Raw genomic sequence first — 25,449 nt, 5'->3', positions numbered from 1 at the left:
AGGGAGTGTGAACCAGCATGAAAATTACGGATTTAATGATACAAGAAACGATGATCATGGACCTGAAGGCGGTCACGAAGGAGGCAGCCATTGATGAACTGATCGCAAGCCTGGCTGCAAGCGGGCGGATCAACGATCCGGTCTTGTTCAAAGAGATGATTCTGAAGCGTGAAGCCGAATCCAGTACGGGAATCGGAGGCGGCATCGCGATGCCGCACGCGAAGACGAAAGCGGTTAATGAACCGACCGTCGTGTTTGCCAAGAGCAGTCAGGGCGTGGATTTCGAAGCGCTGGACGGAGAGGCGGCGTATGTGTTTTTTATGATCGCAGCTCCGGAAGGAGCCGGAAATACCCATCTCCGTACGCTTGCCGCACTATCGCGGCTGTTGATCGATACCGAATTTATCGCACAATTGATGAATACGAAGACGCCCGGGGAAGTAACGGCGTTATTTGATTCGAAACAGGCAGTGGAAGAAGCTGCCAAGGCGGAGAAGGAAGCGGCCAAGAGAAGGGAAGCGGCAAAAAAGGAATCGGAGAAGGCTCCGGAATCCGATGTCACTTCCGAATCTGACCCCAAGAAGGTTGCTGACGGAACCTCGGATGCTTTTGTTGTTGCCGTAACGGCGTGTCCGACCGGTATTGCCCATACGTTTATGGCTGAAGATGCCCTGAAGAAGAAAGCTCAGGAAATGGGCGTCGAGATCCGGGTGGAGACCAATGGCTCGGAGGGTGCGCAGAACGTGTTGACGGAAGAGGAAATCCGCAGGGCGGCAGGCGTCATCATTGCCGCCGACAAAAACGTGGAAATGGCCCGCTTTAACGGAAAGCCTGTGCTCCAGCGACCGGTCAGCGACGGTATCCGCAAATCGGAGGAGCTGATTCGCAAAGCGATGAGCGGTGATGCCCCCATCTACCGGAGCGAAGGCGGAGGTGAGTCGCAGGCGAAGGACGCGGAGAAGGGCAGCATAGGCACGAAAGTGTATAAGGACCTGATGAATGGTATTTCGCATATGCTGCCATTCGTCGTGGGAGGCGGTATTCTTCTGGCTATCTCCTTCCTGATCGAGCAGCTTGCAGGAGACAATCATCCCCTCTTCCAGCTGCTGCAGACGATTGGCGGGGGAGACGGCGCCTTCCACTTCCTCATTCCGGTTCTGGCGGGATTCATTGCGCTCAGCATAGGTGATCGTCCGGCGTTGATGCCCGGTATGGTCGGAGGGCTAATGGCCCTGAATTCTAATTCGGGATTTCTTGGCGGGCTAGCGGCAGGTTTCTTGGCGGGTTATGTGGTGATTCTGCTGCGCAAAGTCTTTGCTGGTCTGCCCAAAGCGCTTGATGGCTTAAAGCCGATTCTGTTGTACCCGGTTGTCGGCCTCCTTGTAACCGGAACGATCATGTTCTACCTGTTTGATCCGTTCTTCAGCTGGATCAATCTCGGCCTGATTGATATTCTGAACAATCTGGGTACTGGAAACGCGGTGATTCTTGGTCTTATTCTGGGCGGAATGATGTCGATTGACATGGGTGGACCCTTCAATAAAGCGGCATATGCATTTGCGATCGGCGTCTTTACATCCAGCGGCAATACGAACGGAGCCATGATGGCTGCGGTTATGGCCGGCGGTATGGTTCCTCCGCTTGCTATTGCGCTGGCGACGACGTTTTTCAAGCATAAGTTTACGGAGCAGGAACGAAAGTCCGGTGTGACCAACTATGTGATGGGACTTTCCTTCATTACGGAGGGCGCGATCCCGTTCGCCGCTGCCGATCCGCTGCGCGTGCTGACATCTTGCATCCTCGGCTCGGCGGTTGCCGGCGGGTTGACGCAGCTGTGGAGCATCAACGTCCCTGCTCCTCACGGGGGGGTTTTTGTTGCCGCTCTGGCCAACCATGCGCTTCTGTTCTTGCTGGCCGTCCTGATTGGCGCGGTGCTATCAGGCCTGCTGCTTGGTCTGTGGAAGAAGCCGCTTGAGCGTAAATAGATTCATACAGATGAGACAATACGAGTTTGGAGTAGGCGTTTCTGCTTACTTCGGACTCGTTTTTTTCATAGTCGGTTGGTCATTTCTGCAGTTGACCGCATGTTATAATCTAGTCATGATCGAAAATGGAAGGAGAGAGAATAGAGATGATGGAACAGAACAGCAAGGGTCGAGGTCCCGAGGAGCTTATCGAAGAAATCAACCGGACGTCCACAGCTGAAGGAATGGCGGCGGTATGGTTTCTGGGACAGGAGAGCGTTGTCCTTAAGGGCGGGGAGGTTGTCATCTATATCGATCCTTATATGTCTGATGATCTGGAACGCAAAGCGGGATTCAAGCGCGCATTTCCTGCACCGTTGACCCCGGAGCATATCACGAATGCGAACATGGTGCTGATCACCCATGAGCATGACGATCATATGGATCTGGGAACGATTGCGGTCATAGCCAAACAGAATCCAGAGACAATTTTTGTCGCACCGGCTTGCTGCCATGAAGCGATGAGAGAGGCCGGTGTCGCTCCGGAGCGTTTGTACGCGGCGATGTGCGATGAATGGCAGCAGTTTGAGGGCTTCCGACTGATGGCGATTCCGGCTGCCCATGAAACATTGGATGAGCATGAACAGTTCGGGCACCGATATGTCGGATATTTGGTGGATATCCAGGGCGTGTTGATCTACCATGCGGGAGATACCGTCGTTTATCCTGGTTTGGTTGAAAGGTTACAAGCGTATGCGATTGATATCGGGATGGTGCCGATCAACGGGGGAGATGCCTTCCGCCGGAAAGACGGAATCGTTGGAAATATGGGCTTTCGGGAGGCAGCAGAGCTTGCCGCAGCATCGGGATTCGATCTGACCATTCCCATGCACTATGATATTTTCCCTTGGAATGGAGAGAAGCCGGGGTATTTTGTAGATTATTGTTATGAGAACTATCCCTATATGAAGACCAAGGTGATGGCACGGACCGAGCGTTTGATTTATGTAAAGGATTAGTAGCAAAAGGTATCCGAATCGAGCTCGGTGGAATTTTTTTCAAATGCGGGACAGCAAGTCCGCAATTTTTCGAAATGGCAAGCATATAAATGAGACATGCCCTTATAAATGGAGATGGGGAAATGGTGTCATTTCGAAAACATGTCATTATCGTGATCGGCAGTTTTCTGATCGCGATGGGGACCAATTTTTTTCTTGTCCCGCATAAAGTTTTGGATGGTGGAGTTATCGGCATCGCCCTGATAGCTAACTATGTGTTTGATCTACATATCGGATTCGTCATCATTTTGTGCAGCATTCCCATGTTTATCGCAGCCTGGATATTAAATCGCGAAATTTTTTACAATAGTCTGTCAGGCATGCTGATATCTTCATTTATTATCGATTTGCTTTCACCGCTGCAACCGGATTTTTTGCGATTTTTTGCCCCGAATGTCATCCTGAGCGCGCTCCTGGGCGGGGCTTTGATCGGAGCCGGACTTGGATTTATGCTAAGACACAATGCAAGCACGGGCGGAACGGATCTGCTGGCGCATTTCCTGGCTAAATATTTGCCGTTAAATGTAGGCGTCATTATTTTGCTGATGGATGCCGTGATCATTGGTTTCGGAGGTTTCCTGTTGTCGGAAAGCACCTTCATGTATTCTGTTCTGACGATCGTAGCGGGCGGCTTTACGACAGGAATGTTCACCCAGAAGCGTTGGTTCAAAAAGAGACGGATTAAATAAACAGACAAGCCTATCAAGTCGACTCTTGATAGGCTTGTCTGTTTATGAAAAGAGCGATATTCGGAGGAATCCTATACGAAAACGTACATCATTTTTTATCTTTGCGATTGAGCTTCCTTAAAGGCGTTGATGTATGCGCGTGCCTTTTCTGTAATCAGATTGAAGTCACCGCTCTTCAATGCGTCCTTGGTCAGATCCGATCCGATCCCGACCGCAAACGCGCCGGCCTTGATCCATTCATGCAGATTGTCCAGATTTACGCCGCCGGTTGGCATGATGTTGGCCTGCGGGAGCGGACCTTTCAGAGATGGAATGACGGATGGAGAGTACAGATTGCCCGGGAAGAGCTTGATGACGTCGACGCCAAGCTCAAGAGCGGCAACGATATCATGAACGGTTACGGCGCCCGGCATAACCGGGATGCGGTAACGATTGCTGAGCATAATGGTATCGCGGTCGAAGCCCGGCGAGACTACAAACTCGGCACCGGCAAGAATGGTGATTCGAGCTGTTTCAGCATCGAGAACCGTGCCTGCGCCAATGATGGCATAGTTATCCGCTTGCGGGTCTTTAGAGGAGTACATTTTGGCCAGCGTCGTAATGGCTTCGGTAGCGAACGGTACGGTCATGGTTACTTCGATAACCTTGATACCGCCTTCAATCGCACGTTTGGCAATCTCGACAACCTCTTCGGGGGAATCTCCGCGAAGGACAGCGACGACACCCGCATGATGAATTTGTTCGATCAGTCTTAGCTTTTTCATGTTACACACTCCTTCTCGTCTATGAATGGATTAGAAAGATGGCTCGTTTAATGAACAGGAGCTAACGCTCGATATGAGCAGCATTTCCGCGCCGCTGTTGTACCTCTTCCCAGGTCGGAAGTGCTTCCCAATCACCGGGCGCTTGGATCACCAGCGAACCGGTTAAGCCGCCCAGCGAGAGAGCCTCTTCGGGTGTCCAGCCCTTGGCGATACCGGCAAGGAAACCAGCACAGAAGCCGTCGCCTGCTCCCACGGTGTCCACCACTTGATCCACCTGTTCAAAGGGAAGGGAGTAGGTGTGGCTCTTGTGGACAATGACATTGCTCCCATTGAAACTTTTGATAACGGACATTCCGGGAAGCTGTCGCAGTCGGTCCAGGATCGCCTGCTCGTCCTCAGTTTCGAACAGCAGCTTGCATTCATCATAGCCCGGAAGAAAATAATCACAGGCTTCCGCAAGTTCCAGCAATACAGGGCGAGCTTCCTCGATATTCCATAGCTTGAGCCTCAGGTTAGGGTCAAAGCTGATCAGGACGCCATGCGCTTTGCATACGGAAATGACATGCCGAATCGTCTCCAGGCAGCTGCTGCTTAGAGCTGCGGTGATGCCTGTAAAATGAAGGATGCGGGCATTGGCTATGTATTCGGAGTCTACATGGTCCGGCGTCATGTGGCTGGCGGCGGAGCCTTTGCGGTAGTAATAGACGGAGGATTGACCGCGAACGTTCTGGCGCAGCATAAGGCCGGTCGGTGCAATATCCGTTTGTCTGGCGGCGGAAATATCGACACCTTCTCCTCGAAGCGTTTTCAAAATACCGGTTCCGATCGGATCGTTACCGAGTTGACCGAACCATCCGCTGCTGCAGCCAAGCCTGGACAGTCCGATGGCGAGATTGCTTTCGGCACCGCCGAAGGATTGTGCCATGCTTCCTCCTTGTCCTATGCCCCGTGTACCTTCCGGATATAATAATCCCATCGATTCACCGAACGTGATGACATCGATAGGACGCGTTCCATTCTTCATCGAATCTACCCCCTTGAATTCAGTCGCCGTTATTAACACTTTACCCTGATAGGGAGGATAACTCAATAATAAATAACACAATATAAAGTACCTCCTATCAGGGGAAGATAGGAGGTAGGCTTAGGCTTACATGTGATGGAGCAAACTAAAAACTTATGTTTAGAAACCTTTATACTGAGGCTCTTCCTGTTCAAGCTGCTGAACCCGCTGGGCCACTTGGTCCACGACTTGCTGTGTCTGTTGAGCTGCAGCCGTGAACAAATCCTTGGCATTTTGATCTTGCGTGGACAGTGCAAATTGCTCAAGGCTGGCCTGAGCGCTTTTTAAGGATGAGAGACATGTTTTAACATCGGAAGCTACGGTCATTGGTTTTTATCACTCCTTTCATGCGTAATAATGTACGCATTTTGCAGAAGAACATGCATGGAGCATATTTTGGAAAATAATGGTGTGATTTCTAAAGGGATATTTGACAATAATCTAAAGTGTGATTATTTAGTCAAGACATGAAATGAGGAGGCTTTATTGTGGCCGAGTGGTTGGAAATTGTACTTAGAACCTTATGTGCTGTGGTCGTGTTGTTTCTGATGACGAAACTGCTGGGCAAGCGGCAAATTACGCAGCTATCTTTTTTTGAATATTTAACGGGGATTACGATCGGCAGCTTGGCCGCCTACATCTCCCTGGATCTTGATGCGAACTGGTATTTGGGATTAGTAGCGCTGGGCGTATGGGTAGCCTGTTCATTACTTATTGAATTCCTGACAATCAAGAGCAAGAAGGCCAGGGACTTTATCGATTTTAAGTCGACCGTGCTCATTAAAGACGGCAAGATATTGGAAGATAATTTAAAGAAAGAAAAACTGTCTTCCGATGAGTTAATGCAGCAGCTGCGGAAAAAAGACGTGTTTCAGATCGCTGACGTGGAATTTGCCATTATGGAGTCCAGCGGGGAAATTAATGTTCTGCTGACGCGTGAGAATCTGCCTTTAACTCCTAAAGATCTTGGTGTCCAGGTAGCGCCGGAAAAGCCCGGACAGGTTGTCGTCATGGATGGTGAAGTCATGGATGAACCGCTGCGCGTCGCAGGCTTCAATCATGGATGGCTGGTGGAAGAACTGGACAAGCAGGGCGCTAAGATCAAGGATGTATTTCTCGCACAGGTAGACACTTATGGACAACTAACCGTCGATTTGTATGATGATCAGATTCAGGTTCCCCAAAATGAGGAGCGGAAACTGCTCTATGCGAATTTGAAAAAATGTCAGGCGGATCTGGAGTTATTCAGCCTCAGTACAAAGAGTAAGAAGGCAAAAAAAATGTATGAAGAAAGCTCCAAACAGATCGAGAAGATTATAGCCGAGGTAAAGCCAATCCTAAATACTTAATTCGGGAGCCACCGAGTCATAATTCCGTAAAAATCGGAATAGGATATTTTTGTGTATTACAAAAGGAGCCGGTTGCCGCCGACTCCCCGCACAGCAGATCATTACCTGCAAGGTGGATATTTGCTTGCTACCAGACGTAAGAAATAGATTCATCTGTACAAGGGACGGGTCTATTTCTTATTATGGAAGGCAAGGATCGAGACGACCAGAGTGGCGAACGATATCATTAAAGCCAAAGCTTCATTCACGCCCATGCCTATCACCTCCTGCTGCCACCCTTGCCAGCTGGTCTACTGTACTATATAATATGCCAATTGCTTACAATAAAAGAACCTTTTTGTAGGAAGCGCTTACGTAATAATTTCATCATTATGCACAGAGATTTTCAAATTTTCTATTTTTCCAAGTTCTCATATCGTAAGGCTGTTGCACTTTTGATCCTAAATGAAGGACCTTTCGGGCTTTTAGGTCATCGCAACTTTCCTCAGAACTTTTCAGTTGAATTAAAAAGAGTATCCTAATGCAGGATACTCAGATTGTCGAGAAACCCTGCACTTTTTTCAAAGTACAGGGTTTCTCCCTTTTTAAGTGGTCAATTCAAGAGGGGAAATGGGGGATTACCCCCTGTTTTCCAGGCGATCCAAGTGGATCGCCATCTTCTTCATATTCTGCACGGTTGCTGTCATCAGAGCTTGTTCCCTGACGTTTTGCAACCCGCGCAACCGGCAATAGCGAAACCCATGGAGCTCTTTGGCATCCGCGAAGCTTCGCTCAATCGTTTCTTTTCGTTTTCGGTATAAATACTTGCCGGATCGACTGAGCCGGTTGTTTCGCACCCATTCCTTGCTGTCTTCCCAGACATGGCGCGTGACGACCTTGCGGTGATTCCGTGAACGGGTACATTGCTCCAGCATCGGGCAAGTCTTGCAGTGTTTCGGATCGGAGGCATATTGCCGGTATCCTTCTCGATTCGTGGTGCGATACAACAATTCATGCTGGAGCGGACAAATATAACGGTTACGCTCGGCATCATAGGTAAACTTCCACTTCGGAAATAAGCCTTGGGTCGGATGAAATCTCCGGTGAGCAATCACTCCAAAGATCCCCCGTTCCTGCAATCCTTTGCAGATGGGGGTTGTTAAATAGCCTGAATCCAGGGCAACGGCTTCAACTTCAAAACCAAATCGCTCTCGTTGGCGATCCAAACGCGACAAATACGGTACAGAATCATGGACGTTTCCCGGCGTGACGTGGACATCGGTAATCAGATTGTACTTCAAATCAACGGTCCGGTGATCTAAATAAAAGAATCCTTCCGGTTTCCCGTCGCGAATCATATAACCGCTATCCGGGTCGGTTTTGCTCACCTTGATTTCTTTCTTCTCGACCACATCCTCTCTGGGTTTTAAAGCTTTTTTCCATGCGCCTTCCGGTCGGCTTCTACTGCGCCATTGAGTTCGTCCATGTAATCTCGTGTGTTTTGTAGAACCTGCTGCTTGGTGTACTGGTGTTTGTTCGCATTGGCCTTCACATGCGTGGAATCCGAAACCAGGACTCGTCCGCCGACCATGCGATGCTCGATTGCCTGCAGCACAATCTCATCGAAGATATCTTGAAAGATATTAGTGTCTTTGAAACGAGTCCGTCGGTTCCAGCTAATGGTGGTATGGTCCGGAACTTTGTCTGTCAATCCCAAACCAAGAAACCAACGGTATGCCAGATTCGTCTGAATCTCGCGTTCCAGTTGACGCTCTGAACGAATGCCGTAAAAATAACCGAGGAAAATCATCTTAAATAACACGACAGGATCGATGGCTGGTCGCCCATTATCAGCACAGTAAAGCGGACGGACCTTTTCGTCGATGAAAGAGAAATCGATATACTTGTCCACTTTACGGAGCAGATGATCTTGAGGAACCAATTCTTCAATCGAAACAAACTCGTAAGCCTGCTGTTTTTCTCGGTTAGAACGCAACATATTTAACACCCTTCCGAACGGTTTATTTACTAATATTATATAATATTAACGCGGTGTCGTGTTGAACTAAATACACAAAAAATAGCTGTCGAGACTTTCTCGACAGCCTGAGTATCCTAATGCAGGATACTCTTTTTAATTTTCTCACGTCTAAACAAGCTTCATTCATTTCCGATACCGCGCTGCTAGGCTGTCCGCCGTTTTCTCTTTCGCGGGCGCAGAAGTATGGCTAACCAGTACAATAGGGGAATCGCTTCAATGGTCAGGAAAAAAGCAATCATAGGCACAGAGTCGTAATTCTCCTGAAACAGCGTAGGATTCCGCGAATATTGGTAGGCGATAACGACCGAAGTACCACCAACCAAGGAAATCAGGGGATTGTCCATTTTTTTTAGGTTCAATACCTTTCCCAGGCATTTTACGCTGACATGGAGCAAAAACGCACTGTGCATAAACATGGAGCTGCTCCATAACCCTATCATTAAGGGATCGGATTTACCGAGGAAGCCGCCGGTAGAACGCATAAGCTCCACGAGCGGATATTGAAGTTCTCGCCCGAAGTATGGACCGAAATTGAGCAGGGCAGCCAACCATTGAAGCAAAACCGCCAAGGCGACCAAGAGCCCTGAACAGGCCAGATTGCGAAACGCTCTCCGATCGATTTGTATGTAGGGTGCAATAAACAGGAATACGACCCATTCGGCAAAGAAAGAGAGACAATACACGGCATCTGTTGCCGCGGAACCATAATTATGATGCGTAATCAAAGCAGGCAGCATCTCAAATTCCGAGTTTTTGAAAAAGAATATATTGACCAGCACGATAGAGAGCACGGAAAGTATAAATAATCCGTCTGACATATAAATCATCGTTTCCAGTCCCCATCTGGCCGTGATGATCACAACCAATCCAATGATAATCTGGATAATCCACTGCGGGGATTCCCGCATATAGTTCGTATTAAAAAACAAGGTAAAACCTTCGATATCCAAGGCAATGTAATTGATGCTCCAAAACAAGAGCAAAAGGATGATCATGGTATGAACCCATTTCCCGACCAGGCGTTCTCCAAAATCCACCCAGGAGGTATTCGGGCTCCACATGCCGAGCCTGATCGTGAACCACAGAAGGATCAGACTCATAGCACTTCCGGCAAGAATGGACATCCATCCTAGATATTCTGAATTCCATAGCAGAGGCGTGATCAGAAACCCAGTGGGCTGGGCAGATAGATAAACAAACGCAAACCGGAACAGCTGCCAGGGAGTTTTACGCATCCTATATCGCCTCCTCTCCTTTCTAATTTCAGCCTAACCAACCGAATCCCCAGTGGATCCATTGATTGGGTGTGGGCCACCAATGGATGAAAGCGGCAAGCATATTCCATATGGCAGCCAGTACAATGAGGGAAAGCACCATCCATTTTTCCCGTCGCGATTTTTGTCTGACAAGGTACCACTCCAGCAGTGCAATCGCCGAAAAAAATATGGCTATCATTCGATTTTCTCCTCCTTATTCTGATTTGGCATTAAAACTTGCTCCCAGGTTTCGTATGGTAATATGAGTCGAAACTTGAATTTCTGCTTCATTTCTGTAAAAATCTTCCCATCTTGAACGCAGTTTATGCCAAGCATCGGGGTAGTGCCAGTCGAGGACCATGCCTAATTGCAATATATCCGCACCAGCCCTTTGGGATGTACGCAGAGCACGGTTCATTTGAGTGCTGACCTGGTCATTCAATTCACGTTCAATCATTTTGTTGATAGCAGCCGAATCCGGTAAGTGTGTGTCTTTTTTGTATATGATGTCTGCCCTTCCCTTGAGCATAACCGTGAAAACGGGGCCGTCGGGCGTCATTTTCACCTTCTTCTGGGATCTGATGTTGATGAGTAACAGGCTGGCCTTACCTTTGTTCTTGCCATCGTCCCAAGACACGGTGTAAAGCGCGTCTCTTAGCTCCTTAAGAGCCCAGCTGACGGCCATGGATTCCTTTAGTGGCAGGGTGGCCCTTAGCTTGTGACCTTGAAATATCGCCGTCCCTTGAACTCCGGCCCAATCATCCTTTTTAGCTGGATCGGCTACCAACGGCTTTTTGCCTGCAGATAAGTATGTCAGGGCGTACCCTTGGTTGGCTTTGCTTGCATATAAAATATCTCTCGCCGTAGTTGCCACCATATTATGATGTTCGGCGAATTTGATGAGAACCTCCGAAGGCATTTGCTCAAAGACCGGCGTTAATCTGGCGATTTGCTTGGCGTCGCCTGGTGCAACCATCAAGTAGCATCTGAAATCGATCGTGGGTTCCCTTTCAAACCAATCCATTAAATCCTCAATACCGTCTTCAGCGTAGCTTCGGCCCAATACAAGGACCCGGGTATGACTGAAGTCAAGCCGCCGAGACAGATCTTTTTGAATAAGATGCAAGGCATCCTGAATTGTGGCGGAATCCTTGGAGACCATGGCATAAGGATCGCCGCCGCTCCCGCTGCCGGCCTGCTGCCCGGACATTAAGCGATTCGGCAGGGGAGCGCTAATGGTAACCTCTACATTTCCCGGCTGCTTGCCTTTATTAATATACATAGCGAAGACGAACGTCTGTTCATTAACCTCCACCTTGGTTGCGCAACCGGTAAGAATGATTAAAGGCAGCAGAAATCGAATGATTGTTGAACATTTCATTTTGGTTTCTGCCTCCTATTATTCGAGGTCTGAGCAGCATAGGAAGTTGGACGTTTATTCAGCAGGGGAGAGGGAGCACGGAGAAACGTATCCCTCCACTCGGAGAATACCAGCGGAGCTACCGGTTCCAGATACGGAGTCCCGAAGGATTTAAGCGAAGCCAAATGTCCAAGCACTACAAAAGTTCCTGCAAACAAACCGATTAGACCGAGTGTTCCTCCCAAGAGAAGCAGGGGGAAGCGTAGGAGTCGAAATGTCAGCCCAAGCTCAAAATGCGGAATGATGTACGAAGCAATCCCTGTTATGGATACCACGATTACCATCGGGTTAGACACGATCCCTGCTTCCACCGCGGCTTGTCCGATGACAATGGCGCCGATAATCGATATAGTCTGACCGACCGGTTTTGGAATTCGGGTTCCGGCTTCCCTGAGCGCTTCAAAGGTTAGTTCCATAATGAGGGCTTCCGTTAATGCCGAGAAAGGGATGTTCTCACGAGTTGATGTAATCGTGAGCAGCAGATCCGTCGGAATGATAGAAGGCTGGAACGTGGTAATGGCAACATACATGGATGGCATCAGCAGCGAAATGACAGCGAACATAAAGCGAATAAGACGGATCCAGCTGGAGGAAAAAAAGCTGTGATAATAATCCTCGGAAGATTGCAGCAGAGACAAGAGCGTAACCGGCACGATAAGAGCAGACGGTGTACCGTCCATCATCATCCCGACTCTCCCCTCAAGCAGTGAAGCTGCAACAGAGTCGGGTCGCTCTGTGTATTGAAACTGAGGAAACGGCGATTTCACGCCTTCTTTCATTTGTTCAGATAAGGTACTGATGCCAAAGGCCCCGTCGATAGATATGGCCTTGATATTTTTTTCGATCTTAGCCACCACATCCTTATCGGCCAGTCCGTCAATATATACCATGTATATAAGGGTCTTCGAATAACGCCCGATTTGGTAACGGCGCGTCTTTAATGCGGGATGTTTGATTTTGTGACGCAGCAAGGACAGGTTGGTGAAGATGTCCTCGATAAAAGCCTCCTGGGGGCCATTTACCACAAGCTCATTTTGGGATTCCGAGACGGCTCTCTTTTCATACTTCGTTAGATCAAAGGTATAGACGTTAACCAATGAATCAATATACAGAACGACATAGCCCTCTACAATCAGGTTCGCAATATCGTGAGCTGATGATGAGCGGTTGAATGGAATCGAGAGTAAATCGCCACGATCCAGCTCATTAATAAAGTCATCTAAATTAAATTGTAAGGCAGAGGCCTCTTTGAGGAGCGGGGTAATGATACGCTCATGCAAAGAGCTGGTATCAATAATAGATTGGATATAAATCAGGGTGCAGGATTTGCCATGGGCCCGAAATGATTGGTAGACGACATCTTCACAGTTCTCAAGATTTTGTTTTATATTCTCAACCAGTTCATGATGAGTTTGTTCCTTCAAAACCGATACCCCCTCACGCTCATATGTGTCTTTTTTTATAGAATGCCGTACTCTTGGCAAGTTATTCAAAATGACCAGAGAAGTTAACTTGTCGAGAGGGGGACTGAGCTAGGGATCATTCGATATGCAGAAAAAAAATACGCCTGATTCATAACGGCATGAAGCTGTTACGAAACGGGCGATTATAAGGTGTACCGTTAATTGCGATTTAAACCGCTACTTCTTGGTTTTTCCTCTTTTGATGGATTTCTTTATTCGTTGGAGCAATGGTTTTCGGTAGAACGTTAAAACGAAGCGCAGCAAAATATAGAGTATCAATGTAGACAGGACACTGTTGATGAGACCACCGACAAGAAAATTGACGCCCATATCGCCTAATCTGCCAAAATGGTTCGTCTCAATCCTATAATCCGTCTCCGGGACAGGTACCGAGAGAGCATCTTCGATTTCAAAGGTTTTGGGAAATGTGGTGAACAGATGCACAAATACCCCGATTCTATAGTTTAAATAGAACAGGATCGGCCACAAGACGGAGCCTGCCGAAGCTGCAAGGAAGGCGGAAGGGATGTTAGCCCGAACCATGCGAGCGAGCAGCGGAGCCAGCAGCAGATCAATGCCGAAGGTTGGATACCAGCAAGGGAAGAAGCCGACGGCAAAACCGAGCGCAATTCGATGATCGCTATTTTGCATGCGGAGAGTCCGGAGAATATAGTATTTCAGTCGTCGAATGTATTTATGAAGCAAAACCGTCTCCTCCTGCACTTACTAAATACAATAATGAAGGGATTGGAACCGCATTTTGTTTCCATTTATAATAGAAAGAACTTTCAAGAATTATATAGTAGCGGTTGTAAACCGTCAATCGATGAAAGAAGAAATAAATGCGTGAAGTATTACTTTGACATGCATAGTAATATGCGTTATATTATACCCATTCGTTTCGTTAAGGAGGTCCGGGTATTTGATTGAATCCATACATAACAGCGATTTGATACGTGGAAATATTGATACCTTTATTTTGCGCGTGTTATCGGACGGAGATAATTACGGCTATCAGATCATTAAAGAAATCTCGCTGCGAAGCGGGAATCGATTTGAGCTGAAGGAGCCTACACTGTATTCCAGTCTGAGAAGGTTGGAGAAGCAGGGATTCATCCGTTCCTACTGGGGTGAAGAAACCCAGGGCGGAAGGCGCAAATATTACACCATCAGCCAGGAGGGACAGGGACGCTTGCGGCACAATCAGGAGGAATGGAAGGCTGCGCGCGAGATTATTGATATTTTGATCGGAAACGGAAAGGAGCTGACAGACAATGACCAACAGGCATGACTTAGAGATTTTTGTGGACCGTCTATTTGCGAATCAACGCAAAACCAAGGAAGTGGTAGAGCTAAAGAATGAGGTTCTCAGCAATTTGGAGGCTCGGGTTACGGATTATATGGAGAATGGGATGGAATATCAATCGGCCATTAGTCTGGCCATCGATAACATTGAAGATATCGAAGCCCTCATTGACGATAATCAAAAAGTTTACAGCTACCGTTTCCGCTATGAATTGGTTCAGAGCGCGCTTATTTATTCCTTGCTGGCGTGGATCGTGACCATACCGGCCCGATTTTTGCCAAGCGGTATAGGGGTGAACACCCTTCTGCTATGTCTCGTTGTCTTATCCGGTGCGGTGTATCTTTCCATGTCACGGCATCTGAAACGGTATGAGAAGCAGACAGCTGTGATCAACGCAGGCAAATTGGCCAAATGGAGCAAAGGGGCATGGTGGCTGTGGTCGATATTTATCGTAGTTGTATCGATGTACACCTTCCTGATTCAATACGGCAGCGATCTGTGGTTTGGGCGAGAATTGCGGATCGATGGGCCCTATTCGTTCTACGTGACCGTCATGCGATATGCCATCCCGATGACGTCGGTCATCATTCCGCTGCTTGTCCAAAAAGCTAGTAAATTAACTCTTCAACTTGAGGTGAATGAACCATGAGCAAAAAAAATGGGCTGATCGTTATACTGCTGCTTATCGGCGTAGTGGGTATGGCTGCACTGGAGGGATTCATCAAGCCCAAAGCAGACGAACAGGCCGTTCAATATGAAGCGGAGCAGAATGATCCGTTGACGCATGATATCCGGAATTCGTTAAGCTTTGCGAGCCCGTATATGGGGAATGCCGGGAACCTGATCAATTTGAATGCTTCGCTTCCCATGCGTGACATCGAACGTACATTTCAGTTGTATCCGGAGGAATTGACGGCCGAGATCCGATTCCAGGCCAGGGCCGGCGATCTGCAAGAGGAAAAGCTGAAGCAGCTGCTAGTTTATAACTCCACTGCTAATTTTGCCATGATTGATAATTTGGAGAAACTGATTTTCGCCTTTGAAGACCAAATCTTTACCATCCAGCGGGATGAGGTGGAGTCGTGGTTTGGCAATCAGGTCACACTTGCTTCATTACGGGATGCCGGGACATGGGAGAAGGAGGTTCAATCCCGTCTTGATGATAGGAAGTTTGTCGGTGATTACGTAGAGAACCTGGTTGAGCGTAAGTTTCTGTAGAGGTAAAGCTTTTAGAAGAGATAAAGCGAAGGGGAGTATAGAGATGGGTGCGGAGCGACGCCAATTAAGTCTGGGTGCTTTTCTAATGAATTACGGTCATCATATTGCCGCTTGGCGGCATCCCGGTTCGGCGGGGGTCGGAGCCGTGGATTACGATTTCTATAAGCGCTGCGCTCAAGCAGCCGAACGCGGGAAATTCGATATGGTATTCCTTGCGGACAATAACTCGATTCCTTTGATCGAGGATTTGCGGACGAATGTCAGCTTTCTTCAGCCTGAAGCGCTGACCATGCTCAGCAGTCTGGCAGGCGTCACGGCGTATGTTGGATTAGCCGGTACGGCATCTACCACATTCAACGAGCCCTACGCATTGGCAAGGCGTCTGTCCACGCTGGATCATATCAGTGGCGGCAGAGCTGCATGGAATGTGGTGACTTCCACGAAGGATGCCGAGGCGCGCAATTTCGGCTCGGTGGAATTAATGGAGCATGGAAAGCGGTATGAACGGGCGGAGGAGTTTCTGCGGGCTGTGATGGAATGTTGGGACAGCTGGGAGGACGATGCCCTTGTGTTGGATCGGCAGAGAGCTGTTTTTGCGGATACCACACGGATTCATCGGGTTCATCATGAAGGAGCATTTTTTAGGGTGGAAGGTCCGTTGAACATGCCCAGATCTCCGCAAGGCAGGCCCGTTATCATTGAAGCGGGAACCTCGGCAGCGGGAAGGAGGCTGGCCGCCCAAACAGCCGATGTTGTGTTCACGGCCTGTGAGAGTAAAGAAGATGCGATAAGGTATTACCGCGAGTTTAAGGACTTGCTTAAGGAGTATGGACGGGAAGGGGGAGAGGTGAAGGTTCTCCCGGGATTGCTGATCTTCCTCGGAGAGAGCGAAGCCGAAGCTTTGGCGTATCACCGGGCATTCAGCGAGCTCATCTTGCCGGAAGCAGGGGTGAAATATTTGTCTCAATTGCTGAATGCCGACTTGACCGAATATCCGGTAGACGGTCCGCTGCCTGATCTGCCGAGGGAAGGGAACAGCAGCCGGGCGATCATGATTATGGATATGGCCGCGAAATCGGGCATGAGCATTCTGGAGCTTGGCAGGCATTACGCGGTCGCCAGAGGTCATATGACGATGATCGGAACCCCGCTGCAGATTGCCGATCGGATCGAGGATTGGTTTCGAAGCGGGGCTTGCGACGGATTCAACATTATGGCCCCTTTGCTTCCGAGTGGTCTCGAACAGTTTGTGGAGGGCGTAGTGCCGCTGCTCCAGCAGCGCGGACTGTTTCGCGAGGACTATACAGGCAGAACGTTACGGGACCATCTTGGTCTCAACCGGCCGGAAACTCAACATGAAAAATAATTGACGACAAAATTAGACGGTGCTATAATCCTACTTAACATATCGGAAATAATAGAATTTATGCGTATTCTACCGGACAGCCGGAGATGCATCCTTGGATCAACTAGTGATCCGAGGTGTGTCTTCGGCTGTTTTTTAGATATCAGACTTCAAGGCAGGGTCTTGCTGATATCGCAAGAAAACCTACCCTTGAATCGGCTCGCTCATCCTTTGAAAAAGCCTCGATAGAGGTTTTCTTATATGAATCTTATGAGGAGGCTCCAATGTATGAAGTATAGACCACTGGGCAGAACGGGAGTTCAAGTGTCGGAGGTGAGTCTCGGGACCATGGCTTTCGGGCGTTGGATCGATGAGAGGGCTTCGGCCGCCGTATTGGATGTGGCGCTTGCTTCTGGAATCAATCTGATTGACACGGCTGACGTATACGGCACGGGTATGGATAACGGGAACGTAAATCAGCTTGGGGAGTCGGAAGAAATTTTGGGCAGGCTGCTGAAGGAGCGAAGACAAGGCATTCTCCTGGCTACGAAGCTGCATAACCGGATCGGGCCCGGCATTAATGACCAAGGCCAAAGCCGTTATCATATTTATCGCGCGCTGGAGAACAGCCTTGTTCGGCTCCAAACGGATTATATCGATCTTTATCAAGTGCACCGGTTTGATGAGTTTACTCCGCTGGAAGAGACGCTGGAGGCGCTGACGGATCTTGTGCGACAAGGCAAAGTCCGCTATATCGGCTGCTCGAACTACGCGGCCTGGCAGCTGGCCAAAGCTCATGGCATCAGTGCGCTCCACGGTCTTCGCAGGTTCGAAAGCGTACAGCCGGAATACAGTCTCATTACAAGGGATATCGAACGTGAATTAATTCCCTTTGCCCAGTCCGAGCATGTTGGGGTTATCGTGTACAGCCCTCTGGGCCGGGGCATATTGTCAGGGAAGTACCGGGCGGGGGAAGCTCCCCCATCGGACTCGCGTCTGGCTGCAGGCGAACAGAGACTGCAATTGCTGCTGAACCAGAGGCATGCGCTCTCTATTGTAGAAGCGATCCGGCCGCTGGCTGAGTACCGGGGATGGACGCTTCCGCAGTTCGCCCTGAACTGGGTGCTTAGCCGCCCGGGCATCACATCAGCCATTGTCGGAGCATCCAGGGCGGAGCACATTGCAGATACCTTGAAATACTCGGATGAGCGGCTGACAGAAGAAGAACTGAAGGAAATTGATCGTTTATCGGAGGAAATCCGTGGATAAAGCAGATATAGCGAAATACCTATACGGCACGATAATGATCAATCGTAACCAATATGGATCAGGAAGGTGACACAACGATGAGTTCAAAACGTCGTCAATTGCATCTTGGATTGTTTTTATTCGGGACAGGCTATCATCCCGCGGGCTGGAGACTGCCTGAAGGCAAAACGGACGGGGCTTACGATCCCCAGTTCCTGAAGGAAGTCGCCCGGAAGCTTGAAAAGGCCAAGTTCGATTTCTTCTTCCTGGGGGACCGATTGGCCACGAGCGCGGACATGCAGCATTTATTCCCTTCGCAAATGACGCGGCTGGAGCCGTTTACGATGCTGTCCTATCTGGCGGCGGCAACGGAAAAAATCGGTTTGATCGGCACGGTGAACACCACCTATGCCGAGCCTTACAACATCGCACGCTTCACGGCATCGCTGGATCATCTTAGCCAGGGCCGTGCCTCATGGAATGTCGTGACGGGCTCCGATCCGCGGGCAGCGCTGAATTTCAGCCGGGAGAAGCATTGGGATAACGCCAAGCGGTACGACTACGCCGAGGAATTCATCGAAATTGTCAGCGGGCTGTGGGACACCTGGGAGGACGACTCCCTACCGCGGGATAAAGCAAGCGGCGTGTTCGCCGACGGGAGTAAGGTGCACGTTCTGGATCATGTCGGCGAGCACTTCTCCGTTGCGGGTCCGCTGAACATTCTGCGCCCGATACAGGGGCAGCTTCCGTTGATCACGGCTGGAACCTCCCTGCGCAGCCAAATGCTGGCGGCCAAGTATTCCGACATGGTCTTCACGGGAACGAATGTAAAGGAAGTAGCCGTCAAATTTTACAAGGATGTGAAAGGCCGACTGCCGGAGTATGGAAGGGCAGCTTCGGATTTGAAAGTCCTGCCGGGGCTGGTTCCGATTGTGGGCCGGACGGAGGAAGAAGCACGGGCCAAATATGCGGAGCTGAATGAACTGGTTGTGACCGATTACGATCTGGGTCCGCTGTCGGATAAGATCGGGATCGATCTAAGAGGATTCTCACTGGACGATCCTCTGCCGGATGTATCGGCTTCGGAAACGGCCTTACACTGGGCCGACTTGGCCAGAGCGGCCAACGGGCGCGCGGATATTACGATCAGGGATCTGTTCTATTTCTTTACCGTCACGGTCCGCGGGCATTTGTTAGTTGTCGGCAGTGCACAGCAGGTGGCGGATATCATCGAGGAATGGTTCCGGGATGAAGCGGCCGATGGATTCAATGTGTGCCCGCCTTATATGCCGGGTGGACTGGATCTGTTCCTGGAGCTGGTGGTTCCTGAGCTTCAGCGTCGTGGCTTATTCCGCAACGAATATGAAGGCAGCACCTTCCGGGAGCACTTGGGACTAAGCCGCCCGGGGAACCGATACGATCTGATTGCGAAGGGGTGAGCCTGATGGGAACGAGGCATGCCAGGAAATACCGCGGCATCTGGGCGGGGCAGGCGGCTTTGCTGCTGATCATATTGGGGATTTGCGAGCTCCTGGTTCGCACGGAGATCGTCAGCAGCCTGTATCTGCCTGCGCCATCGCAGGTATTCCGTGAGCTGTTCAAACTGTTCGGTGACGGGGAGATTTGGAAGCACCTGTACGTCACGCTGGCCGAATTCGTTACGGGCTACGGCATTGCTGCCCTTGGCGGTTTGGCCGTCGGCATGGCTCTGGTGCTGATCCCTTGGGCGGAGCAATTCTTCCGGCCGTATCTTTCGGCGCTGATGGCGATTCCGAAGGTTACGATCGTGCCGCTGCTTGCGCTCTGGCTCGGGATCGGGGTTACGCATAAAATATCGATTGTGTTCCTGTTCTGTTTCTTTACGATCACGGTCAATACGATGACCGGGATCAAACAGACGGCGGATAATCACCTGAAGGTCGCCCAAGTGTTCGAAGCCACGCGGAATCAGACCATCATGAAGGTGATTTTGCCATCGGCTGCGCCGACTATTTTTGCGGGTCTTCGTTTATCGGCTGCAACCGGACTGGTTGGGGCTCTGTTCGGGGAGATGCTGGCGTCGAAGGATGGCCTTGGCAATATACTCGTGAAGGCGACATCGCTGTATAATACCGCGCAGGCCTTTGCCATTGTAGCGCTGGTTACCGTCGTATCCGTACTTATTATTTCATTGATCGATTTGTTGGAACGCAATGTGTTTTTGAAATGGAAATCATCATAATCCATCAGAAAGAGCGTCACATACAAGGGGAGAGATTCATATGAACAGAAGGAAAATACGTCCATGCATCATAGCGCTTGCGGCGTTATGGTTAATCGTCATAACGGCCGGCTGCGCAAGCGGCACGGATAGCGGCAAGGGAGCAACCCCCACAGAGGCCGGAGAAAGCGCTGCGGGAACCAAGCTGGAGAAGATCCGTTACGCGCCGCTTAGCGGCGTCAGCGGATTGGCGGTGTCCTTCGGGGCGGAGAAGGGATTCTTTGAGGAGGAAGGACTCGACGTCGAGTTTATTACCACCAAGGACCCGATAGCCGGTCTGACCAGCAAGGACATTGACGTGGCTGACGTAGCCACGACGACAGCGATTGTGGCAGCGGGCAAGGGCGCTCCCGTCAAAATCGTCTCCTCCATGTTCCGGACCAAAGGCCCGTTCTACCTGATTGCCTCGCCGGAGATCAAGACGGTGGAAGACCTGAAGGGCAAGAAGGTGGGCATCGCCGTGTTTGGCAGCGGACTGGAGGTGTATACACGAGTCATTCTGAAGGAGCATGGCTTGAAGCCGGAGGATGTAACCTTCATTGCTAACAGCACGCATCAGGCGGCTTATGCGAGTTTGGAAACCGGACAGGTAGACGCCACCATCATCCATGAGCCGTTTGCTTCTCTCGCGGAGAAGCAGGGAAAAGGCCATATTATCGCTACAGGTTGGGATTACCTGCCGACCTTCCACACCGGGGTGCTGGCGGCGCGTGACGGCATATTGAACGAGAAACCGGAATTGGTCGAGAAGCTGCTGAGGGCTTATTTCAAATCGCAGGAATATGCGAAGAGCCATCCGGACGAGTATAAGGCGTACTATCTGAACCATATCGAGATTGATCCCGAGGTGCTGGATCTGGCGCTGGAACGTGAAGAGGTGCTGTGGGAGAACAACCCGGACGTGGACATCAACGCGCTGAACGATACCCAGCAGATTCAGAAGGAGTTAGGCTTCCAGGATGAGATTTACAAGGTGGAGGACATTCTGGACCTGAGGTTTATTCCGAAAAAATAAAGTCTGGCAGGAGGCGTTCCTATGTCGGGATTTACGGTAGAAAATGTCTCGAAGGTCTATGACGGCGATCTTCCTACGATCTCGCTTCAACATATAAACTTGCAGGTCCGGGATGGCGAATTCCTGTGCATTCTCGGGCCGAGCGGCTGCGGGAAAAGCACCCTTCTCGAGCTGCTGGCGGGGCTGCAGCTTCCGACGGAAGGCGAAATTTTGCTGGATGGCGCGAAGGTTCAAGGACCCACGCGGAGCTCAGGGGTCGTATTCCAGGATGCATCCCTGTATCCGTGGCGTACCATCTCGCAGAATGTCGGCCTTGGGCTGGAGCTCGCCGGCATGAAAAAAGCGGAGCGGCAAATGCTCGTTGACAAATATCTGAACATGGTCGGTCTGCAGGGATTCGGTTCCAAATATCCCCATCATCTGTCGGGAGGCATGCGGCAGCGGGCAGGGATCGCTAGGGCGCTTGTAAGCAGCCCCAACATCCTCCTGATGGACGAGCCGTTCGGAGCGGTGGACCATTTGACCCGGCTTCAGCTCCAGCAGGATTTGCTCCGCATATGGCAGGAGGAGAAGAAGACGGTGGTGTTTGTGACCCATGACGTATCCGAAGCCGTCTTTCTGGCGGACAGGGTCGTCCTGCTTTCCCCGCGTCCCGGGCGCATCCACCACATTTTCGACGTTCCCCATGAGCGTCCGCGCAAGCGGGAGGATGTCGGTCTCCTGAAGATTCAGAACGACATCTACTCTGCAATCTATGACGTGAAGACAGAAGAGGATTTGGAATTTACGATTTAACAACAGCTGCTGGAAATCAGAAGGGACGTGGAGCTATTGTCAAATCTCGTAAGCAAGGAATGGGTGCTGGAGCAGCTGGAGTCGAACCCGGATCAGCTGGTTATCGCGGATGTCCGATTCAGCCCGGGCAATGAGGGATACGGGCTCGAGGCTTATCAGCGTGAACATGTGCCCGGGGCTGTATTCATTGATTTGAAAAAGGATCTGACGGAACCTCCAGGCGAGCATGGCGGGCGGAGTCCGCTGCCGCATCCGGAGGAGCTGGCCAGGCGACTCGGCAATCTCGGAATCGATGCAAGTACGCCTGTCGTTGTCTATGATGATGACCTCCGCCCGGAAGGGGCGCGGTTATGGTGGATTTTGAAGTACCTGGGCCATGAATCGGCATATATATTGGATGGAGGTTTCGCAGGCTGGAAGTCAGCCGGGTATCCGCTCATCTCGGGGAAAATCGAAGTGACGCCGCGTTCTTTCCAGTCAAGCGTGCAGAAAGATTGGCTGGCTGATGTGAACGAGGTGAGGGCGAAGCTTGGCGCAGCCGGCGTGACCCTGCTCGATTCAAGGGACTGGAAGCAGTTCACGGGAGAAACGGCGCCGCTGGATCCGGTAGCCGGACATATTCCGGGGGCGGTGCACGCCTATTGGAAGGACGGTATAGATGAAGACGGAACACTGAAGAGTGCAGAGCGGCAGCTTGAGCGTTTTGCAGGAATAGCTCCAGATCATGAAGTGATTGTGTATTGCGGCTCCGGGCTGTCCGCGTGCCCGAATGTGCTGGCTTTGCAAGAAGCGGGATACCGCAAGGTGAAGCTGTATGCGGGCAGCTGGAGCGACTGGATCAGCTATAAGGATCATCCGGTGGCCATTGGGAACGTGTAAAGCGGGAGAGCCTGCGTCTGACGCGGGGGCATATCAAAATAGATAACATATGGAAGGTTTGTCGACCAGATCACTGGAGGCATGGCAATGAAGCCGTGCCTCTTTGTTGTTTTTTATGCCGTGAAGGCAGGAGTATTATGCTCCACATTTTGCATTTGGCATTTGGCTGGAAGCATTTTATTTGAGGCGGGAGGGATTTCGTGTGAAGGAAATGGTCTTCGAATATGCCGATATGAAGTACTCCATACCTTCGGATATGGAAAAAAGGGGTGGAATCTGGATTCTGCGTACGGGCCGGAGCCGGGTCAAACCCCACTATTTCGTAGGCCCCAAAGTATCCGAAAATTATGCGCTGCATTTTGTTCTGAACGGAATGGTTTCACTGGCTTACGGGGACGAGGAGGTTACGCTGTCGGCAGGGGATGTCTTTTGCCTGTTTCCTCATACGAGGTACAGCTACTGGGAGCCGAACGGCCATCTCGAACCGACGCTGCGCATGCAGTGGGTCGTGTTGGATGGAGGATTGACCGACATGGCTTTGAGCCGGATTGGGCTGCATCCAAGCAAGCCTTATGTGCAGAACGTGATGAAGGGTGAGCTGCAGACGGTGCTCGATCAAATGAATAGGTGTGTTAACAACGATACCATCGGAAACGAGTTTGCACGACAGAAATGGTTATACCGGCTGTTTGAGCTGCTGGCGGGTGCCGCGGTCCAAAAAGGGAGTAAATCGAACTGGCTTGAGCAAAGCGTCCATTATATGGATTCCCATTACATGGAGGGGATCACCGTTACGGATGTGGTCGAGCATGCCGGCGTACACCGGACGCATCTGTACTGTGAATTCATTCGAGTGTACGGCATCAGTCCAAGCCATTATCTCATGAAGCTGCGGATGGAGCGTGCAGCGGTGCTGCTGACTGAAACCGATGTATCCGTCACGGAGGCGGCTTTTTCGCTGGGATACTCCAACCTCCACACGTTCTCGAGAGCATTCGCTAAATATCACCACGTGTCGCCTACCTCGTATCGGCAGCAGCATGTGCCAGTTCCAATTTAGTAGTACATAGGAGAGGATATGCATAACAAGACTGTAACAGGGAGAAGCAAAACCTGCTGCAGTCTTTTCGCTTGGAAAGGCAGCAAGTGCCGTTAAATAGTGTCGTTTTATCCTTAAAATGGCTGAGATTTCCAAAATATTTGTGTGTACGATAGAATGGATCCACCATTCCCGGTGGTTATTACATCCATTTGATGGAGGGAGGTCTTAAAGAGATCAGAGATTACGGAAGCACGGATGTTCTTGCTTGCATTCACTCTACATTTCAAGAAAGAGGTGTTGTTCATGAAAAAGCTAAGTGTGTTCAGAAAGAAAATGACGACTGTACTTATGGCTGGCAGCTTGTTGTGCGGATTGTTGGTACCGATTCAAGCGTCGGCTGCCGACGTTGCATTTAATGAGCCGCTGAATGGCACGAACCCTAATCTGTTCTATACTTCCGATGGATGGGGGAATGGGCCGGATTTCGGGGTGGGCTGGAAGGCGGCAAACCAGGAGTTCTCAAACGGAATTATGGCTTTACGACTGGACAATGCGGGATGTCCTGCGAGCTGCTCGGGCAAATCCTATGCTTCCGGTGAATATGCGACACATCTAAAGTACGGTTACGGCCGCGTTGAAGCGCGGATCAAAGCGGCCAAGGGAACGGGCTTGGTTACGAGCCTTTTTACGTATTCCGGTCAAGCCACAGGCACGTCCAATGACGAAATTGATATTGAAATCCTGGGGAAAGACACCACGAAGATGGAAACAAATTATTTTACCAATGGGGTAGGTCAGCACAGCACCATCATCAATTTAGGGTTTGATGCGTCGCTCGATTTCCATAACTATGCGTTCGAATGGTCGCCATCATCCATCAAGTGGTATGTAGACGGCCAACTGGTCCACACGGAGAATGGCTCACGCGGGGCGCTTCCGACTAGCCCGGGCCATATCATGGTTAACCTATGGTCGGGATCGGGACCGGCCGAGATATGGACCGGGAAGTTCAATTACCCGGGTTCGCCGGTCCGTGCGTACTATGACTGGATCAAATTCACGCCGGCCAACTAGTTTATCGGGTATTCAGCAGGTTTTGATCAGGTATGTTGAAGTTTCCTTGATCAGCATCCGCTTATTGTTCTGGAATCATCGCACCAACAAGCTGCCCCAGGTCAGAAATGACATTTGGGGCAGCTTTTTATTTACAACTATGGAACATAGATGATAGAGTCTTTCACAAGAAATGTATGGATGCAACGCTTACAAAAAAATATCGGTTATGGAGGGATTTA

At 50.2% G+C, this 25,449-nt stretch carries 25 protein-coding genes; 16 read left to right on the top strand and 9 right to left on the bottom strand.

The genetic code is table 11. From position 1 onward, the window contains the following. Positions 1-17 precede the first annotated feature (17 nt). The 3 genes from MKX98_RS26705 to MKX98_RS26695 all read left to right on the top strand — a co-directional run bounded on the left by MKX98_RS26705 (position 18) and on the right by MKX98_RS26695 (position 3,711). Positions 18-1,985 carry a fructose-specific PTS transporter subunit EIIC gene (locus MKX98_RS26705; RefSeq protein WP_194544276.1) on the top strand — a complete coding sequence of 656 codons (1,968 nt, stop codon included), beginning with the start codon at positions 18-20 and terminating at the stop codon, positions 1,983-1,985. 146 nt (positions 1,986-2,131) lie between these two features. Then, positions 2,132-2,983 (top strand): MBL fold metallo-hydrolase, encoded by an 852-nt coding sequence (locus tag MKX98_RS26700; RefSeq protein WP_194544275.1) that lies wholly within the window; start codon positions 2,132-2,134, stop codon positions 2,981-2,983. 122 nt (positions 2,984-3,105) lie between these two features. Beyond that, positions 3,106-3,711, top strand: coding sequence for a YitT family protein (locus tag MKX98_RS26695; RefSeq protein WP_194544274.1), 606 nt, complete (start codon positions 3,106-3,108; stop codon positions 3,709-3,711). A 95-nt stretch (positions 3,712-3,806) separates the two neighbouring features. Here MKX98_RS26695 and MKX98_RS26690 read toward each other — a convergent pair whose 3' ends face one another. The 3 genes from MKX98_RS26690 to MKX98_RS26680 form a co-directional block, all read right to left on the bottom strand. Next, entirely contained in the window at positions 3,807-4,475 is a 669-nt protein-coding gene (locus MKX98_RS26690) for a bifunctional 2-keto-4-hydroxyglutarate aldolase/2-keto-3-deoxy-6-phosphogluconate aldolase (protein WP_194544273.1), read from the bottom strand. 61 nt (positions 4,476-4,536) lie between these two features. Continuing rightward, positions 4,537-5,499 (bottom strand): sugar kinase, encoded by a 963-nt coding sequence (locus MKX98_RS26685; RefSeq protein WP_220684081.1) that lies wholly within the window; start codon positions 5,497-5,499, stop codon positions 4,537-4,539. 159 nt (positions 5,500-5,658) lie between these two features. Next, on the bottom strand, positions 5,659-5,865 hold the full coding sequence (locus MKX98_RS26680; protein ID WP_053491912.1) for a DUF1657 domain-containing protein: 207 nt from the start codon (positions 5,863-5,865) through the stop codon (positions 5,659-5,661). Between the two features lie 161 nt (positions 5,866-6,026). Between MKX98_RS26680 and MKX98_RS26675 the strand changes: the two genes are divergently transcribed. Continuing rightward, positions 6,027-6,887: a DUF421 domain-containing protein gene (locus MKX98_RS26675; RefSeq protein WP_194544271.1), complete on the top strand. Its 861-nt coding sequence runs from the start codon at positions 6,027-6,029 to the stop codon at positions 6,885-6,887. 617 nt (positions 6,888-7,504) lie between these two features. Here the strand turns inward: MKX98_RS26675 and MKX98_RS26670 are convergent. The 6 genes from MKX98_RS26670 to MKX98_RS26645 all read right to left on the bottom strand — a co-directional run bounded on the left by MKX98_RS26670 (position 7,505) and on the right by MKX98_RS26645 (position 13,751). Further along, positions 7,505-8,865, bottom strand: a protein-coding gene (locus tag MKX98_RS26670; protein ID WP_339219424.1) for an IS1182 family transposase whose coding sequence is annotated in 2 segments (ribosomal slippage) — positions 7,505-8,298 and positions 8,298-8,865 — 1,362 coding nt in all. Because the reading frame shifts where the segments join, the coding sequence is not laid out codon by codon here. A gap of 185 nt (positions 8,866-9,050) precedes the next feature. Next, positions 9,051-10,142, bottom strand: coding sequence for a GerAB/ArcD/ProY family transporter (locus tag MKX98_RS26665; protein ID WP_194544270.1), 1,092 nt, complete (start codon positions 10,140-10,142; stop codon positions 9,051-9,053). 28 nt (positions 10,143-10,170) lie between these two features. Then, on the bottom strand, positions 10,171-10,362 hold the full coding sequence (locus MKX98_RS26660; protein ID WP_194544269.1) for a hypothetical protein: 192 nt from the start codon (positions 10,360-10,362) through the stop codon (positions 10,171-10,173). Positions 10,363-10,377: 15 nt separating this feature from the next. Further along, entirely contained in the window at positions 10,378-11,544 is a 1,167-nt protein-coding gene (locus MKX98_RS26655; RefSeq protein WP_194544268.1) for a Ger(x)C family spore germination protein, read from the bottom strand. After that, the gene (locus MKX98_RS26650) at positions 11,541-13,007 is read right to left on the bottom strand and encodes a spore germination protein (RefSeq protein ID WP_194544267.1); all 1,467 of its coding nucleotides are present in this window, start codon (positions 13,005-13,007) and stop codon (positions 11,541-11,543) included. Before MKX98_RS26650 ends, MKX98_RS26655 begins: the two co-directional genes overlap by 4 nt. Positions 13,008-13,223: 216 nt before the next feature. After that, complete coding sequence (locus MKX98_RS26645; protein WP_194544266.1) at positions 13,224-13,751, bottom strand: DUF2062 domain-containing protein; 528 nt, start codon at positions 13,749-13,751, stop codon at positions 13,224-13,226. Between the two features lie 217 nt (positions 13,752-13,968). Here MKX98_RS26645 and MKX98_RS26640 point away from each other — a divergent pair, with 217 nt between their 5' ends. The 12 genes from MKX98_RS26640 (at position 13,969) to MKX98_RS26585 (ending at position 25,228) form a co-directional block, all read left to right on the top strand. Beyond that, on the top strand, positions 13,969-14,337 hold the full coding sequence (locus MKX98_RS26640) for a PadR family transcriptional regulator (protein WP_339219421.1): 369 nt from the start codon (positions 13,969-13,971) through the stop codon (positions 14,335-14,337). After that, positions 14,321-15,001: a permease prefix domain 1-containing protein gene (locus tag MKX98_RS26635; RefSeq protein WP_339219419.1), complete on the top strand. Its 681-nt coding sequence runs from the start codon at positions 14,321-14,323 to the stop codon at positions 14,999-15,001. Before MKX98_RS26640 ends, MKX98_RS26635 begins: the two co-directional genes overlap by 17 nt. Next, positions 14,998-15,570, top strand: a complete 573-nt coding sequence (locus MKX98_RS26630) for a DUF4825 domain-containing protein (RefSeq protein WP_339219418.1) — start codon at positions 14,998-15,000, stop codon at positions 15,568-15,570. The genes MKX98_RS26635 and MKX98_RS26630 overlap by 4 nt, the downstream gene beginning before the upstream one ends. Before the next feature lie 43 nt (positions 15,571-15,613). Then, complete coding sequence (locus tag MKX98_RS26625) at positions 15,614-16,936, top strand: LLM class flavin-dependent oxidoreductase (RefSeq protein ID WP_339219416.1); 1,323 nt, start codon at positions 15,614-15,616, stop codon at positions 16,934-16,936. Positions 16,937-17,203: 267 nt separating this feature from the next. Next, positions 17,204-18,184, top strand: a complete 981-nt coding sequence (locus MKX98_RS26620) for an aldo/keto reductase (protein ID WP_339219414.1) — start codon at positions 17,204-17,206, stop codon at positions 18,182-18,184. 77 nt (positions 18,185-18,261) lie between these two features. Beyond that, on the top strand, positions 18,262-19,602 hold the full coding sequence (locus MKX98_RS26615; RefSeq protein WP_339219412.1) for an LLM class flavin-dependent oxidoreductase: 1,341 nt from the start codon (positions 18,262-18,264) through the stop codon (positions 19,600-19,602). A gap of 5 nt (positions 19,603-19,607) precedes the next feature. Next, a complete protein-coding gene (locus tag MKX98_RS26610) occupies positions 19,608-20,384 on the top strand; it encodes an ABC transporter permease (protein ID WP_194544261.1) in 777 nt (258 codons plus the stop codon). 40 nt (positions 20,385-20,424) lie between these two features. Further along, entirely contained in the window at positions 20,425-21,438 is a 1,014-nt protein-coding gene (locus MKX98_RS26605) for an ABC transporter substrate-binding protein (RefSeq protein ID WP_339219409.1), read from the top strand. Between the two features lie 21 nt (positions 21,439-21,459). Continuing rightward, positions 21,460-22,233, top strand: coding sequence for an ABC transporter ATP-binding protein (locus tag MKX98_RS26600; RefSeq protein ID WP_339219407.1), 774 nt, complete (start codon positions 21,460-21,462; stop codon positions 22,231-22,233). 36 nt (positions 22,234-22,269) lie between these two features. Next, positions 22,270-23,112, top strand: a complete 843-nt coding sequence (locus MKX98_RS26595; RefSeq protein WP_339219405.1) for a sulfurtransferase — start codon at positions 22,270-22,272, stop codon at positions 23,110-23,112. Between the two features lie 211 nt (positions 23,113-23,323). Next, positions 23,324-24,172, top strand: a complete 849-nt coding sequence (locus MKX98_RS26590; RefSeq protein WP_233355137.1) for an AraC family transcriptional regulator — start codon at positions 23,324-23,326, stop codon at positions 24,170-24,172. Between the two features lie 285 nt (positions 24,173-24,457). Beyond that, entirely contained in the window at positions 24,458-25,228 is a 771-nt protein-coding gene (locus MKX98_RS26585) for a glycoside hydrolase family 16 protein (protein ID WP_194544256.1), read from the top strand. Positions 25,229-25,449 lie beyond the last annotated feature (221 nt).

Source organism: Paenibacillus sp. FSL W7-1332 (assembly GCF_037969785.1).
Classification (GTDB): Bacteria; Bacillota; Bacilli; order Paenibacillales; family Paenibacillaceae; genus Paenibacillus_AQ.
The sequence above is the reverse complement of the archived record's forward strand: the minus strand, read 5'-3'. Positions and strand labels throughout refer to the sequence as shown.